17 protein-coding genes are annotated in these 15,123 nt (G+C 65.3%); all 17 read right to left on the reverse strand.

All coding sequences use genetic code 11. The features are described 5' to 3' along the window. Positions 1-95 precede the first annotated feature (95 nt). The 17 genes from FJ419_RS06810 to fliI all read right to left on the reverse strand — a co-directional run bounded on the left by FJ419_RS06810 (position 96) and on the right by fliI (position 15,122). A complete protein-coding gene (locus tag FJ419_RS06810; protein WP_140688762.1) occupies positions 96-1,493 on the reverse strand; it encodes a MotB family protein in 1,398 nt (465 codons plus the stop codon). Further along, entirely contained in the window at positions 1,490-2,116 is a 627-nt protein-coding gene (locus tag FJ419_RS06815) for a hypothetical protein (protein WP_140688764.1), read from the reverse strand. Before FJ419_RS06815 ends, FJ419_RS06810 begins: the two co-directional genes overlap by 4 nt. A gap of 3 nt (positions 2,117-2,119) precedes the next feature. Then, entirely contained in the window at positions 2,120-3,778 is a 1,659-nt protein-coding gene (gene fliF, locus FJ419_RS06820; RefSeq protein WP_140688766.1) for a flagellar basal-body MS-ring/collar protein FliF, read from the reverse strand. A 174-nt stretch (positions 3,779-3,952) separates the two neighbouring features. Next, positions 3,953-5,023: a flagellin gene (locus FJ419_RS06825; protein WP_140688768.1), complete on the reverse strand. Its 1,071-nt coding sequence runs from the start codon at positions 5,021-5,023 to the stop codon at positions 3,953-3,955. Between the two features lie 256 nt (positions 5,024-5,279). Beyond that, complete coding sequence (locus tag FJ419_RS06830) at positions 5,280-6,275, reverse strand: flagellin (protein ID WP_140688770.1); 996 nt, start codon at positions 6,273-6,275, stop codon at positions 5,280-5,282. A 244-nt stretch (positions 6,276-6,519) separates the two neighbouring features. Further along, positions 6,520-7,251, reverse strand: a complete 732-nt coding sequence (gene fliP, locus FJ419_RS06835; protein WP_140688772.1) for a flagellar type III secretion system pore protein FliP — start codon at positions 7,249-7,251, stop codon at positions 6,520-6,522. Continuing rightward, positions 7,248-7,742, reverse strand: coding sequence for a flagellar basal body-associated FliL family protein (locus FJ419_RS06840; RefSeq protein WP_140688774.1), 495 nt, complete (start codon positions 7,740-7,742; stop codon positions 7,248-7,250). The genes fliP and FJ419_RS06840 overlap by 4 nt, the downstream gene beginning before the upstream one ends. 18 nt (positions 7,743-7,760) lie before the next feature. After that, positions 7,761-8,465 (reverse strand): flagellar basal body L-ring protein FlgH, encoded by a 705-nt coding sequence (flgH, locus tag FJ419_RS06845; protein ID WP_140688776.1) that lies wholly within the window; start codon positions 8,463-8,465, stop codon positions 7,761-7,763. Continuing rightward, positions 8,462-9,007 (reverse strand): MotE family protein, encoded by a 546-nt coding sequence (locus FJ419_RS06850; RefSeq protein WP_246679134.1) that lies wholly within the window; start codon positions 9,005-9,007, stop codon positions 8,462-8,464. Before FJ419_RS06850 ends, flgH begins: the two co-directional genes overlap by 4 nt. 68 nt (positions 9,008-9,075) lie before the next feature. After that, positions 9,076-10,164: a flagellar basal body P-ring protein FlgI gene (locus FJ419_RS06855; RefSeq protein ID WP_245442033.1), complete on the reverse strand. Its 1,089-nt coding sequence runs from the start codon at positions 10,162-10,164 to the stop codon at positions 9,076-9,078. 149 nt (positions 10,165-10,313) lie between these two features. Further along, positions 10,314-10,838, reverse strand: a complete 525-nt coding sequence (flgA, locus tag FJ419_RS06860; RefSeq protein WP_140688779.1) for a flagellar basal body P-ring formation chaperone FlgA — start codon at positions 10,836-10,838, stop codon at positions 10,314-10,316. Positions 10,839-10,841: 3 nt separating this feature from the next. Further along, positions 10,842-11,630 (reverse strand): flagellar basal-body rod protein FlgG, encoded by a 789-nt coding sequence (gene flgG, locus FJ419_RS06865; RefSeq protein WP_140688781.1) that lies wholly within the window; start codon positions 11,628-11,630, stop codon positions 10,842-10,844. Between the two features lie 4 nt (positions 11,631-11,634). Next, on the reverse strand, positions 11,635-11,964 hold the full coding sequence (locus FJ419_RS06870) for a flagellar hook-basal body complex protein FliE (protein WP_140688783.1): 330 nt from the start codon (positions 11,962-11,964) through the stop codon (positions 11,635-11,637). Next, positions 11,964-12,380, reverse strand: coding sequence for a flagellar basal body rod protein FlgC (gene flgC / locus FJ419_RS06875; protein ID WP_095766383.1), 417 nt, complete (start codon positions 12,378-12,380; stop codon positions 11,964-11,966). The genes FJ419_RS06870 and flgC overlap by 1 nt, the downstream gene beginning before the upstream one ends. Positions 12,381-12,382: 2 nt before the next feature. Further along, positions 12,383-12,763, reverse strand: coding sequence for a flagellar basal body rod protein FlgB (gene flgB, locus FJ419_RS06880; RefSeq protein WP_140688785.1), 381 nt, complete (start codon positions 12,761-12,763; stop codon positions 12,383-12,385). Positions 12,764-12,958: 195 nt separating this feature from the next. Beyond that, positions 12,959-13,735, reverse strand: a complete 777-nt coding sequence (locus FJ419_RS06885) for a hypothetical protein (protein ID WP_140688787.1) — start codon at positions 13,733-13,735, stop codon at positions 12,959-12,961. Further along, positions 13,716-15,122, reverse strand: a complete 1,407-nt coding sequence (gene fliI, locus FJ419_RS06890; protein WP_140688790.1) for a flagellar protein export ATPase FliI — start codon at positions 15,120-15,122, stop codon at positions 13,716-13,718. Before fliI ends, FJ419_RS06885 begins: the two co-directional genes overlap by 20 nt. Between the last annotated feature and the right edge of the window lies 1 nt (position 15,123).

Raw genomic sequence — 15,123 nt, forward strand, 5'->3', positions numbered from 1 at the left:
GTTCGGAATTGCGCCAAGGCGAAGAGGTGGAGCAGTTCGCTGTTTCGCTGAAACGGCGAAGCGCTCCATCGCATGGCCGATGACGGTCCTGGCCCTCATCCGCCGGCCGCCATCAGGATTTCGATGCGTCGGTTCGCGGCAGCCATCGGATCGGAGGCGATCTTTGGCTGCCGGTCGGCGAACCCCGCGACCTCGGTGATGCGGCTTTCGTCGACGCCCCCGCGCACCAGCATATAGTAGGCCGAATGGGCGCGCGCGGTGGACAGCCGCCAGTTGTCGTAAGTGTCGCTGCGAAACGGCCGCGCGTCCGTGTGGCCGCTGATGGTGATGGTGCCCTTCTTCTCGTTGACGATGCGGCCGATCTTTTCCATCGCCAGCACCAGCTCGCGGCGCGGCATGGCCGAGCCGATCTCGAACATGCCGAAATCGAGCTGGTCGGTGATCGAAATGACGACGCCCTTGTCTGTGGCCTCGACCGAGACGCCGTCGGCCAGCTTTTCACCCGGCAGGAATGCCTTGGCGAGTTCCTTCTTGATATCCGCCGCTTCCTGAAGAGCGGATTTGCTCGGCGCCTTGTCGGCGGCCTGCTCGAGTTCAGTCTTTTCCGCCTTCGCGGTTTCGGCCGCTGCAGCCTCGCGCTTGTCGACTTCAGCTTTCCCGCCTTGGGCTTTCTCGGTCTTGTCTGCTTCGCCCGACAGCGTCTCGGCCCCGGCTTGCGCGGCCTTTGGCCCGCTCTTGGCGTCGGACTTTTCTGGGGTTGCCAGCGGCTCCAGCGGCGCGGCCGTCAGCGCAGGAGCGGCGGGAACGACCTTCACCTTCGGCACCGCGATCGTGGCGACCTTCTCGCCGGGCTTGATCGGGTCGCCTTCGATCCTGGCGCGTTCGGCGGTGGCCTCGGCGCCAGGCGCCGCCACTTGCTGCGACCAGAAATCCGGCGCGAACGGATCGCGATAGGATTCGCCGCCGGATGCGCCGGTTGCCGGACCGGCCGCCTGGGCGCCGCCTTCGCCCTTGGCGCCGACGTTCTGCATCACGCCTGTGTCGGCGGCGATCTCCGCCAGCACCGCGTAGGGATCGGCGAACAGCTTTTCGTCGGAGAGCTGGGTATCCTGCGCCCCGTCCTTGGTCTGGCGGCGTTCGGATGAACCGGCGCCGCCCTTGCCGTCATCGCCCGCCTTGGTCGCGCCCTGCTGTGGGTTGTCCGCGGTCAATCCGACCTTGCTCGGGCCGTCGCCCAAATCTTCCAGGCCCTTGCGGCTGGAGTTGCGATCGATCAGCTCGACCGGATTGAAATAGCTGGCGACGGCTGCCTTGGTCTGCTCGTTGGCGGCGTTGATCAGCCACATGACGAGGAAGAAGCACATCATCGCCGTCATGAAGTCGGCGAAGGCGATCTTCCACACGCCGCCATGGTGACCCTCGTCATGACCGTCGTGATTGCGCTTGACGATGATGATCTCGTGCCGGGTGTCGGCATGATCGACGGCGCTCATGACAGGACCTCCGACAAGGACGCCGACCACTCGGCGATACGCGTCTCGAACACGGTCTCGTCGATGGTGGCGGTCAGGTCGAAGCCCGGCGCCTCGCTGAAGTCGAGATTGGCGGCGCGGGATCCGAGCGCCGCCTGCAGCGGTTCGAACAGCGACAGCGGCCCGCGGACAGCGATGCGCACGGCCTCGCTGTCGGCAACCGCCGCACTGATGGCGCGGGAAAGGGCGGCGAGCGAACGCTCCTGCAGGTCGTCGCTGAGGAGGCCGCCGACGATACGGGCGACGGTTGCGCCGGCAAGCTCGGCAACGCGCTGCTCCATGGCCTCGATGCGCGTGGCGACAGCGGTGCCGAGATCGCCGCCGAAGCTTTCAAGGAATGTTTGCGCGGCCTGGTCGCTGGCCTGGCGCTCGGCGTCGAGCGCTGCCTGATGGGCGAGCGCGAGGCGCGCCTCGAGCGCTGCCTCCGCGTCGGCCACGGCCTCGGCGATCAGCGCGCCGATGTCGGCCTGCGGCTCCGGCGCGGCCGGCAGATGCTCGGCGTCGCGTGCGGTCGGCGCCTGATTGGCACGCGGCGTGCGCGAACCAAAATCGGGCAGGAGATCGAAGAGGGCTACCGAGGCCATGGCCTAACCCACGGCTTCCGGAACGGCTGCCCATTTGCGCAGGATCTGCGCGGTGCGCTCCTCGTTGAGGTCGACCATGCGGGCAAGCCGGTCCTGCGGCGCCGGCCGGATTTTCTGGCGCAGGTCATCGAGCGGGGTTGCACCGGCGCGCGCGCCGGGCAGGGCGCCGGCCGGGGTCTCGGCGGTGATCGCGGCGACCGGCGCATCGGGCGTCGGCAGGGATCGCTGCACGTCGTCGAAGCTCGGGCCGGCAATTGCCGCGGGCCTCGCCGACGCCGTCAGCGCGGCGGCCATCGGCTTGAGGCCGAAGAACGCCACCAGGAAGACGACGACGATGAAGGCGCCGGCATTGATCAGCGTGCCGGTGTAGGTGCCGATGGAGGCGAGGACGCCAGGCTGATCGATCGGCTCGCCGTCGAGCCCATTGATGAATTCGACCGCCGAGACATCGATGATGTCGCCGCGCTTGTCGTCGAAGCCGGTGGCCGAGGCGACCATCTTCTGGATGTCGGCGACGCGCTTGGCGATCTGTTCCGGCGTGGCGTCCTTGCCGAGGATGGTCTTCAGGCGATCTTGGTTGACGACGACCGCGATCGACATCTTGTTGACCGTGTAGCCGTTGGAGACGGTGGCGATCTTCTTGGAATTGATCTCGTAATTCGTGATCTCTTCCTTGCGGTCGTTCTGCGAGGTGGATTGCGGGCCCTCGGTGCTGGTGGTCTGCGTCTCGGGCAGGTTCTGCTCGACGCTGGTCGGGGTCGAGGCCTGCTTCTGGTTGCTGGCCTCGTTGGTCTTCACCGACTGCACCGAACGCTCGACGCGCGAGTTCGGATCGAAGATCGTCTCCTCGGTCTGGCGCGTGTCGGTATTGACGTCGGCCTTGACGCTGGCGCGGAAATTGTCCGGGCCGAGATAAGGGGTGAGCGCGCGACGGATGTTGTCGCCGATCTGCGTCTCGACCGTCTGCTCGACGCCCAGCGTGCGCGCGGCGCTCGTGTTGGACGGGTCGTCGCCGGCGGCCAAAAGATTGCCGTTGGAATCGAGCACGGTGACCTTGTCGGCCGAGAGGCCGGGAACGGCCGCGGCGACGAGGTGGCGGATCGACATGGCGCTCTTCTCGGCATCGCTGCCCGCATAGCGGATGACCACCGAGGCGGAGGGCTGCTGCTCGTCGCGGCGGAAATTGGCGCGCTCGGACATGACGATGTGGACTCGAGCCGCCTTGACGCCGGAAATCGACTGGATGGTGCGCGCGATCTCGCCTTCCAGCGCGCGCACGCGGGTGATCTGCTGCATGAAGGAGGTGAGGCCGAGCGAGCCGACATTGTCGAACAGCTCGTAGCCGGCATTGGCGCTGGTCGGCAGGCCTTTCTCGGCAAGCAGCATGCGCGCCTGCGCGGTGGTGCCGGCCGGCACCATCACGGACGTGCCGTCGGAGCCGACATCGAAGCCGATGCCGGCGTCGGCCAGCACCAGTCCGATCTGGTTGACGTCGGAACGCTCGAGGCCGACATAGAGCGTCTCATAGGCCGGACGGTTGAGATAGACCGACGCGATGCCGATGACGGCCATGACCAGGGCCGCGATGCCGCCCATGAGCGCCAGACGCCTCACGCCGAAGCTCTTCAAATTCGCGATGATGCTCTGGATCTGTTCCGGCACGATTCAACCGCTCCCAGCATGACTGTCCGCCGGAAGACTAGACCGCGAAGCTTGTGCGAGGATGATAGGCGTGCCGCCGAAGGTCCAGCAAAGCGTCGACCCGGCCTCTTATCGAAAAACGAAAAAGGCCGCGCCCGAGGCGCGGCCTTTCGCCGGTCGGAATATTTCTGCCGATTAGCCGTTCTTGAACAGCGCCAGGATCGACTGAGAGGAGCTGTTGGCGATCGACAGCGACTGGATGCCGAGCTGCTGCTGCACCTGCAGCGCCTGAAGGCGGGTCGATTCCTTGTTCATGTCGGCATCGACGAGCTGGCCGACGCCGCGGTCGATGGAGTCCATCAGGCTCTGCGTGAAGGTCTTCTGCAGGTCGATCGAGCTCTTGGCGGCGCCGAGCACGGTGGCGGCGTCGGTAAGCTGACTCATGACGTTGTCGATCTTGGTGACCATCTGCGTGATGATGTCATCGGTCACGCCCGCTGCCGTGATGTCGAGATTGAAGGCGGAAACGTTGTCGATCTTGACGGGCGTGCCCGACACAGCGGCCTGGCCCGCGGTGTTGGCGGCGATGTCGGTGGCGCCGCCGGCGATCGAGGCCGCGTAGGCGGCATCATATGCCGACTGGTCCGCTGCGGTGGAATAAATCGAAGTCTTGCGATCGAGAATGCCCTGGTTCTTGACGGCCGTTGCGAGGCCGGAATCGAACAGCTTGGTGCTCTCGACATTGATGTCGATGGTGCCGAGCGAGATGGCGCCGGACGAGGAGCGGTTGAACGAGGAGACGATCTGGGCGTCGGGCTGGACGCCGTCATTGGCGGCGGCGACTTGGGTTGACGTCACCGAAAGGAAATTCGAGCCGGAGAAGGTGGCGGCATCGGCGAAGGATTTCATCTGCGCTTGAAGCGTGGTGATTTCGGTCTGCGTCTTGGCCTTGTTTGCATCCGACTGGCCGACGGCCGACAGAAGCTTGGTCTTGAGCTGGCCGATCGTCGAAAGGACGTTGTTCATGCCGGTATAGGCTGTATCGACTTTCGAGGCGCCGAGGCCGAGCGCGTCCTGAACCGTGGAGAGTGCTTGATTGTCGGAGCGCATGGTGGTGGCGATCGACCAGTAGGCGGCGTTGTCGGCCGCCTCGGAAACCCGATAGCCGGTCGAAATCCGGGCCTGCGTCTGCTCGAGCGATTTGTTGGTGGCGTTGAGGCTTTGAAGTGCAGTCAACGCCGCAGCGTTCGTCATGATGCTCGCCAAGAAACTCGCTCCTTCTCAAAAGCCGGCATGCCACAGGCCGGGTCTCGACCTGCCCATGGGTTGCGATCGTGCCGGTCGGGCCGATTCGACAACCTAAGTGATTGGTTAACCATACCTAGCGCGATATGGTTAATGGCCTGTTAAAAGTAGGCTTCCGAGAGGCTAGGGAACGAGGGTTGCGCGAGCCTTGAGCAAACGCGAATCGGGCCGCGCTTTTGGCGCGGCCCGATGCTTTGGTCCGGTCAGTACGGAGCGATCAGCCGCGGAAGAGCGACAGGATCGACTGCGACGAGCCGTTAGCGATCGACAGCGCCTGGACGCCGAGCTGCTGCTGAACCTGCAGCGCCTGGAGGCGGGTCGATTCCTTGTTCATGTCGGCATCGACGAGCTGGCCGACGCCGCGATCGATAGAGTCCATCAGGCTCGAGGTGAAGGTCTTCTGCAGGTTGATCGAGCTCTTGGCGGCGCCGAGCTTGGTGGCCGCGTTCGTCATGGACTTGAGCGCGGCATCGACGACGTTCATCATCGCCTGGATCTGAGTGTCGCTGGCTGCGGTGGTGCCGGAGAAGATCTTCAGGCTGGCGACCGTGTAGGTGTCGGTGGCCGCCGCAGCAGCGCCGAGCGTCGGGGCCGAGGCCGCGGTCACGACGCTGCCATCGGTGCCGAGACGGTTGGCGTCGAGGATACCTTTCGACACGGTTGCCGCGGTGCCGGCTTCATACAGCTTGATGCTTTCCACGTTGACGTCGATCGTGGAGATCGAAACCGCGCCGGTGGAGCTGCGGTTGAAAGCCGAAACGATCTTGACGTCGGCCGCGGTCGTGGCGGTGGCGCCGCTGTTGACCGACAGCATGTTGGTGCCCGAGAAGGTGGCGCCGTCGGCATAGGCCTTCAACTGATTCTGAAGAGCGGCGATTTCGACCTGGGTCTTTTCCTTCGAAGCATCCGTCTGGCCGTAGGAAGCGGTCAGCTTCTGCTGGATCTGGTTGATGGTCGTGATCGCGCTGTCCATGCCGGTGTAGGCGGTGTCGACCTTCGAGGCGCCGAGGCCGAGCGCGTCCGAGACGGTGGACATGGCCTGGTTGTCGGAGCGCATCGTGGTGGCGATCGACCAGTAAGCGGCGTTGTCGGAAGCCTGCGATACGCGATAACCCGTCGAGATGCGGGCCTGGGTGGTGTCGAGGTTCTTCTGGGTGGCGTTCAAGCTCTGCAGCGCGGTCAGCGCCGAGGCATTGGTCATGATACTGGCCATGGTACTCGTACCTTATTTTTACACGGATTTTTTTGGCATACCGGCATGTCCGGTATGACGGTGCGGCATCATGCCAATGACCGCTCGATTGGGTCACCCGCCATCTGCAGGCGACTATGGCGGCAAGTTGCTACCAAAGACCTAAATCGGACGGTTAATCGAAAATAATGTTGGAAGATTTGCGCGCAGTTTGCTCAAGCCGTCGAGGCTTGGCGCGGAACGCTCGCGCGGTCCGGCGGGGCGATCAGGTGAAGGATCGCACCAAGCTGCCGACCAGAAGATTCCAGCCGTCTATCAGCACGAAGAACAGGATCTTGAACGGCAGCGATACCACCGTCGGCGGCAGCATCATCATGCCCATGGCCATCGTGACGGTGGCGACGATCAGGTCGATGACGAGGAAGGGCAGGACGATGAGGAAGCCGATCTCGAAGCCGCGGCGGATCTCCGAGATCATGAAGGCCGGCACCAGGATACGCAGGTCGACGGTCTCGCGCGAGACGGTCTGGCCGCGCTCCCGGGCGAGGTCGGCGAAGAGGTCGAAATCCTTGTCGCGCACATTGTGCAGCATGAAATCGCGGAACGGGCCGGAAATCTTCTCGAACGCCTCGCCCTGCGTGATCTGGTTGTCCATCAGCGGCTTGACGCCGGTGTTCCAGGCCTGATCGAAGGTCGGCGCCATGACATAGAAGGTCATGAACAGCGACAGCGAGATCAGGATCAGGTTGGCCGGCGTCGATTGCAGGCCGATGCCGGCGCGCAGGATCGAGAAGGCGATGACGAAGCGGGTGAAGCTCGTCACCATGATCAAAAGACCCGGCGCCACCGAAAGCACGGTGAGCAGGCCGAACATCTGGATCAGATAGCCGACGGTCGTTCCGTCGGCCTTGCCGATGCCGCCGAGATCGAGCTGCTGGGCCGCGGCGACGGACGTGGTGACGACGATGACCGCCGTGGCTATGAGGAACTTTCTCATTCGAGCAGCATCGTCCTGACGAGAACCTGTTTGGCGTGGCCGCCGCTGCGCAGCGCCGCGCGCTCCTCGAGATCGGCCTTGAGATGCTGGTAGCCGCTGGCGCCTTCGATCTGATGCAGCTTGAGCGTGCGCACATAGGCGAGCAGGTCCTGGTGGATCTGCTCGGTCACTTCCTGCGACTGCGGAGCATCGTAGAGCAGCGACGCCTCCAGCCGGATCCAGACTTCCGACGGCGAGGCGAGATTGGTGGTGATCGGCGCCAGCTGAACCAGCGTCGGCCCGGCGACCGCCTTGCCGCCTTCAGCGGGTTTTTCCGCGGCGCCGGCGTTTTCCGGCGCCGCGGGCACCGGTGCCGGCGTTTCGCCCTGCTTGAGATAGCCGCCGGAGAGCCAACCCATGCCGACGGCCGCGCCGGTCATGGCCAACAGCATGGCGAGCTGGATCGCCAGGGAAGGTCCCTTTTTCGGCTGGACTTGCTCGACATTTGCCACGGCAGCGCTCTCCCGGTCCTAGAAAGGCAAAACCTGGTCGAGGATCTGCTGCCCATAGGCCGGCTGCTGGACCTCGCTCACACGGCCACGGCCGCCATAGGAAATGCGCGCCTCGGCGATGCGCTCGTAGGGGATGGTGTTTTCCGCGCCGATGTCGGACGGACGGACCATGCCGGCGATGGTCAGCACCCGAAGCTCATAGTTGACGCGGACCTCCTGCGAGCCCCTGATCATCAGATTGCCGTTGGGCAGCACCTCGGTGACGACGGCGGCGACATTGAGCTCGAGGTTTTCCGAGCGTTTGATCTCGCCGTCGGCATTGGTCTCGGTGCTGGAGCTCAGGCCGGCGTCACCCTTGCCACTGGTGCTTGCCTTTTCCCAGCCGAGATTGACGTCGTAGCCGAGCTTGCGCGCGGCGGTGCGGCTGCGGTCGTTCTGGTTCTTGAAATTGGCCTTGTCGTTGAGCTTGATGTTGACGGTAAGGATGTCGCCGGCGCTCAGCGCGCGCGGATCGGTAAACAGCCGGCTCTGGCGATCGTCCCACAGCGAGAATTTCTTCGGCCGCGAGGCAGGCGGCTCGGGATAGCTGTAAGGGCCCGGACCGCCTTCACCGATGCCGGAACCGACGGGCGACAAAGCTGGCTCCCTGCCGACCTCCTTGAGATCGGTACCGCAGCCGGCCAGGGTGGCGAGGGCGATCAGGGCCAGCAATTTCAACGTCATGACGGATCAACCCTTCGCGCCGCGCTGGCCATGATGCCGGTGAGCGTCGCCGCCGCCTTCTGGTCCATTTCGTTCAAGATGACGCCGGCCTTGCGCGAATCGAGCTTCATCAGGATGGCCGCCGCGAGCTCGGCGTTGACCATCGCCAGACGTTCGGCGGCGGCATCGGGCTTCATGCCGGCATAGATCTTGACGACGCCGTCCTCGGCACGCGCCAGGAACACCTCGCGTCGCTTCAGCCATTCCTCGTATTCGGCCCGCTTTGCTTCCAGCGCTTTCATGCGCTCATCGATGCCGGCCTGCAGCTGCTTCAATTCCGCGGCCTGGAGAGCGTAGCGGCGGTCGCGCGCGGCATCCGCGATGTTGGAGCAGAAGCGCTGGATCTCGCTTTCGTCCGGCGCCTTGCCGCCTGCGAGCGCAGCCGGCTGAAGCGGCGCGCCCTCGTGTGTGAGCTGGGCCTGCTGAACCGGCGCCTGACCGCCCGGCAACACCTGCCGCACTTCGTCCGCGTGGGCAGCGGTGCCGCCAAGCAGAGCAACCATTGCTGCAATGGCGCGGAAACTCGGGTGACGGCGGGGTGTTGGGGAGGAAAGCGCGATCATCGGCGTGCCTATTGGAGAACCAGATCGGCCTGCAAGGCGCCGGCCGATTTGATGCCTTGCAGGATGGCGATGATGCCGTCGGGCTTCACGCCGAGGCGATTGAGGCCCGAGACCAGCGTTTCGAGGTCGGGACCGTCGAGCACGGCGACGCGCGCGTCGGGCCGGCTCGCCTCGATGGCGGTGAAGGGCTCGACAGCGGTCTGCCCCCTGGAGAAGGGTTCCGGCTGAACCACCTTCGGCGCTTCGGTGATGCGTACGGTAAGCGTGCCGTGGCTGATCGCCACGCGCGAGATCCTGACATTGCTGCCGATGACGATCGTACCCGTGCGCTCGTCGATGACGACCCGGGCAGGGGCGTCGGATTCGACGACGAGGTTTTCGATCTCGGCATAGAAACGCGCGGCGGAGACATTCTTCGGCCGCCTGATCTGCACCGTGCGGGCGTCGCGTTCGGCGGCGACCCGCATCCCGAAGCGCTGCGAGGTGTAGTCGTTGATGGCGTCGGCGATGCGGATGGCGGTCGAGAAATCGGGATTGCGCAATTGCAGCGTCAACACGCCCTGGTCGTCGAACTCGGCCGGCACCGAGCGCTCGACGATGGCGCCGTTCGGCACGCGGCCGGCGGTCGGCACGCCTTGCGTCAACTGCTCGGCCTGGCCCTGGGCGGTGAAACCGCCGACGATCACCGAGCCCTGCCCGACGGCATAGATTTCGCCGTCGGCCGCCTTCAGCGGCGTCATTACCAGCGTGCCGCCGGCGAGCGAGGTGGCGTCGCCCATCGAGGAGACGTCGATGTCGATGCGGCTGCCCGACTGGACGAAGGGCGGCATGTTGGCGGTGACGATGACGGCGGCCACATTCTTGGCGCGCGCGCTGCCGCCTTCGGTGGCAATGCCGAGATTCTCCAGCATGGCGCGGATCGACTGTTCGGTGAACGGTGAGTTGCGCAGGCTGTCGCCGGTTCCGGCGAGGCCGATGACCAGGCCATAGCCGACGAGCTGGTTGTCGCGCGCGCTCTGCAGCTGAGCGATGTCCTTGATGCGCGCCGCGACCTGGCCGGGCGGCAGCGTGCTTGGCCCGGTCGAGACCCGGAACATGCGCTGGGTGGTGGCTGGATCGTATTCCGGATCGTCGTAGACACCGCCGTTTTTCTGCGCGAGTTCCCGCTTGGCCTTGGGCGTCAGCCCATCCGCCAATGCCGGCTGCAGGCCAATGGCGGCGCTCAGCAGAAGAACAAAGGCGCGCATCACGAAGCGCCGACCTTGATGGTGCCGTCGGCCATCACCGTGCCCGAGATGATCTTGCCGCTGTCGGTGTTGCGGATCTTGATCTGGTCACCGGCAGCACCTGGCTGCAGCGTCACGCCGGCGGCCGAAATGGTGAGCGCGCCGGCGGTGAAATAGACCTGCACGGAAGCGCCCTGCTCGACCAGCCAGGCGTCGCGGATAGCCGCAACCGGGATGTAGCGGCCGGGCAGCAGCGTGCGCTTGGCAACCTTGCCCCGGAGCTCCTCGAAGCGCGTCGCCATGCCGTCCGGCTTGTGCTTGCCGGGGATGAGCGTCACCTGCTTGAGCGAGGCGGGCTCGATGGTCTCGCCGGGATAGATGACCCGGTTGGGGATCAGCACGGCCTCGCCGACGGCCTGGCCGGCGGCGATCTGGGTCGCCGACTGGCCGGTCGTTTCCTGCGCCAAGGCCGGCGTGCCGGCGGCCGCCAGGGCGGCGGCCAGCACGGCGCGACGGAGTGCGGAGGAGATCGGCCAGGCCATCATCCGTTACCTGATGTTCTTGGAGACCACCGAGGCCATGTCGTCGGCGGCCTGGATGACCTTGGAATTCATTTCGTAGGCGCGCTGCGCCGAAATCAGCTCGGTGATTTCCTTGACCGGATCGACATTGGAGGATTCGAGATAGCCCTGCTGGATCGTGGCGAAGCCCGGATCGCCGGGCACGCCCACATTGGCTGGGCCTGACGCGGCCGTTTCCTGGAAGAGGTTGTCGCCGAGCGGCGCCAGGCCCGCTTCGTTGGCGAAGTTGGCGATCTGAAGCTGGCCGAGCAGTTGGAGATCGGTCTGGCCCTGGATGCGGGCGAAGACCTGGCCGGTCTTGTTGACGATCACCTCGACCGCGTCGGTCGGCACGGTGATGGCCGGAACGACATTGGCCCCGTCCACCGTCACGAGCTGTCCGGTGGCGTTGGTGTTGAAGGCGCCGGCGCGGCTGTAGAGCGTGGCTCCATCGGCGCCTTCGATCTGGAACCAGCCCCTGCCGGTCAACGCCAGGTCGAAGCTGTTGCCGGTGCTGGTCAGCTCGCCTTGCGTGTGGACGTTGCGCACCGCCGTCGTCTTGACGCCAAGACCGATCGAGACGCCTTCCGGCACCAGCGAGGTGTTGGAGCGGTTGGGCACCCCTTGGGTGCGGTCGACCTGGTAGAGCAGGTCGGAGAATTCGGCCCGCGCCCGCTTGTAGCCGGTGGTGTTGATGTTGGCGATGTTGTTGGCGATGACTTCCAGGTTGGTCTGCTGGGCGTTCATGCCGGTGGCGGCGATGGCAAGGGCTTTCATGACGCTAGATACTCATGCGGCTGATTTCGAGATAGGCCGAGACGACCTTGTCGCGGATCGCGATGGTGGTCTGCAGCGCCTGTTGGGCGCTCAGCACCGCATCGACGACCTGGCGCGTATCGGCGTCGCCCTTCAGGGCCTGTATCGACATCTGCTCGGCGCCCTGCAGCGTGTTGACGGTCTTCGTCGCGGCTTGGCTGAGCACCTCGGCGAAGCTGCTGCCGACGCTTTCGCCGGCCTGCGTTCCGACGCCGCCCTGCAGCAGGTTCGGTGACGCTTGCCCCGCCCCGTCAATCGCCGTCTTGAATTGTATTGCTCCGATACCGCCGATCATTACTGGTTCCTCATCAGGTCGATGGTCATGGAAATCAGATCGCGAGCCTGCTTGATGACCTGCAGGTTGGCTTCATAGGAGCGGTTCGCCTCGCTCATGTCGGCCATTTCGACCAACGTGTTGACGTTGGGCATCTTGACGTACCCTTTGGCGTCGGCGGCTTCGTTGCCGGGCTGGAATTCGATCGGGAAGTCCGAAGGATCGCGGGAGATCGCGTTGACTTCCACCAGCGAGCCGCCGGTTGCGCGGTCGACCTCGGACTGGAAGGTGATGGTTTTGCGGCGATAGGGATCGGCGCCGGGCGTGCTGCCGGTCGACTGGGCGTTGGCAAGGTTTTCCGAGACCACGCGCAGCCGCTCGGACTGGGCGCCAAGGCCGGAAGCCGCGACTTTGAGGGCTGCAGTGAGGGCGTCCATGATCAGCTCTTCACCACCATGGTCATCATCGAGTGGAAGGCCTTGACGATCGCAGTGTTGAGCTCGAAGGAGCGGCGGACCTCGCCGGCTTTCATCAATTCCTGTTCGAGAACCACGGTGTTCTTCGACGGCATGATCGCGCCGTCAGGGTCCTCGGGCTTGACATTGAAACCGGCATTGGCCGCCTCGGCGCCAAGGTGGCCAGTCTGCGTTGCGGCAAGCGTCACTGCGGTCCGGTCGAGGAGCTTTTCGAAAGGCTCGACGTCATTGGCGGTGTAGCCGGGCGTGTTGGCATTGGCGATGTTGGAGGCAATCGCCGACTGGCGTACGGCCAGCCATTGCGACTGCCGCGTGGCGAGATCGAAAAGATTTACGGGTTCCATGGGAATCTCCCGGGCAAGTACGCGCAAGACTAGGCGGCCAGTCTTGCGTGGACCTTGCGCGGGGTGGGCTTGCGCCCTGGAGCCGGATGATTTCAGGTCTATGGACCCGAAATCCGAATCCGCTTCTAAATCAAGAAATAGAGCACGATGTCGTCCGAAAACCGCTTCACGCTTTTCGGCATCATGCTCTAGCGGCTACCTCGAGAGCTGGATCACCTTGTCGGCGCTGGTGACGATCACCCATTTGCCGCCGCGCTGCTCGATCGAGGCGACGCGGCTGGAATCCGGCAGGACGGAGCCGCGCTGCACGATCCACAGACCGGTATCGTCCTCGATCATGGCGCGGCCGTTGGCGACATGCACCATCTTGAATTCCGACGCGGCGGCCGGGAAGGGCTGGTCGCCGGGCGCCGGCGCGGGGTCGTCCTGCACCGTTCCGGTGGCAAACAGGTCGACATCGGCATTTGGAATGTCTTTGACCGTCAGCGGCCCGCTGCGTTCGGCCACAACGCCGCCGCCTTCGCGTCCGGAATTGCTGCCGCTGCCGCCGAACTTGATGGCCTGAACCCCGAACTGCTCCTGGTTGAAGAAGATGTACCAGGGAAACAAGGCGCAGATCAGGCCGAGCGTGATGCCGAGCGCGGCGATGACGAAATCGCTGCGGCGGTCCGCGCTCTTGTCGGTGAGGCGCGGGAACTGGGCTTTCGGCGGCTCCGGCCACTCGGTGTGAGGAAAAAGCCCGTCGAGCAACGAATCGCGGCTGGCCTGTGCAATGTCGGCGGTCGCCCTCGGCGGATGCGGCCTGTTGGCCCTGTTTAGAAGAGCCGCCGCCTTCTCCGTCCTGGCACGCGCGGCTTTGTTGCTGGCAATTCTTGCTTCATCGGCAGCGGCTTTCTCCGCCGCCTCGGCCTCGGCAAGCATGTCGCGCAACATGCGCTCGGTGTATTGGAGCTCAGTCTCCATGATCGCCATTCAGCTTTCCCTTGAGGTGGCGGGCGAGGTCGGCGAACGGATCGGCCGATGCGCGGTCCCTCGGCGATTGCGCGAGCGCCTCGTAGATCAGCGGAACCTGGCGCACCGCGACGTCGAGCTCGGCATCGGCGCCGCTCTGGTAAGCGCCCAGCAGGCGGATGTCGCGCGTGTCCTCGAAGCGCGCGATCATCGATTTCAGCCTTGTCACCAGCATGCGCTGCTCCGCGCTCCATGCCTTGTCGGCGAGGCGCGAGATCGACGACAGCGGATTGACCGGCGGATAGCGACCCTGCTCGGCAAGCGCGCGGTCGAGCACGACGTGGCCGTCGAGGATGCCGCGCACCGAATCGGCGACCGGATCGTTGTGGTCGTCGCCGTCGACCAGCACGGAGATGATGGCGGTGATCGAACCCTTGCCTTCGGCCCCCGGCCCGGCTCGTTCGAGCAGCTTCGGCAGGTCGGTGAAGACCGAGGCCGGGTAGCCGCGCGCGACCGGCGGCTCGCCGGTTCCCGTCGCCACCTCACGCAGCGCATGGGCGAAGCGGGTGATGGAATCCAGCACCAGCAGCACGCGATGGCCCTGGTCGCGGAAATGCTCTGCCACGCACATGGCGGTATCGGGCGCGCGCCGGCGCATCATGGCGCTTTCGTCGCTGGTGGCGACGACGGCGACGGTCTTGGCCATGCTCTGGGCGCCGATCGTATCTTCGAGGAATTCGCGCACCTCGCGACCGCGTTCGCCGATCAGCGCCACGACCACCGTATCGAAGGCCTCGGCGCCGGCCAGCATCGCAAGCAGCGTCGACTTGCCGACGCCGGAGCCGGCGAAGATGCCGAGCCGCTGGCCGAAGCAGAGCGGCGTGAAGATATCTATGACCCTGACGCCGGTGAGAAAGCCGGTGCCGACCCGCTGACGCGCCAGGGCGCCGGGCGTCGCGCCATGCGCGACATCGGTGGCACTCGGCCTGATCAGCGGCGGTCCGCCGTCTATGACCCGCGTCAAGGCATCGATGGCGCGCCCGCGCCATGAGACATGCGGCGCGACCGCGAGCGGGCCGCGGCGAAAGACGGCATCGCCGATGCCGGCGTCGGCGCTGCGTTCGAAAGGCGCGACCACCACCTCGTCGCTGCCGATCTTGACGATCTCGCCGCGGCGTGCGCCGGCCTTGCCGCGCTGCTCGACGATGTCGCCGAGCCTGGCAACCCCGGACAGCCCGCGGACCTTGTAATGCGTCGGCGATATCTCGACGACGCGGCCGCCGTGCGAAAGCAGTGCCTGCGGATCATCGAACCGCCGCCAGACGCGTTCGAGCGCGGCCAGCCTGTCGGGCCGTTCGGTGGCCGGCGGACTGTCGGAAGCGCGCAAAAGGGACGATCCGGTCGTCATG

Source organism: Mesorhizobium sp. B2-6-2 (genome assembly GCF_006440615.1).
GTDB lineage: Bacteria > Pseudomonadota > Alphaproteobacteria > Rhizobiales > Rhizobiaceae > Mesorhizobium.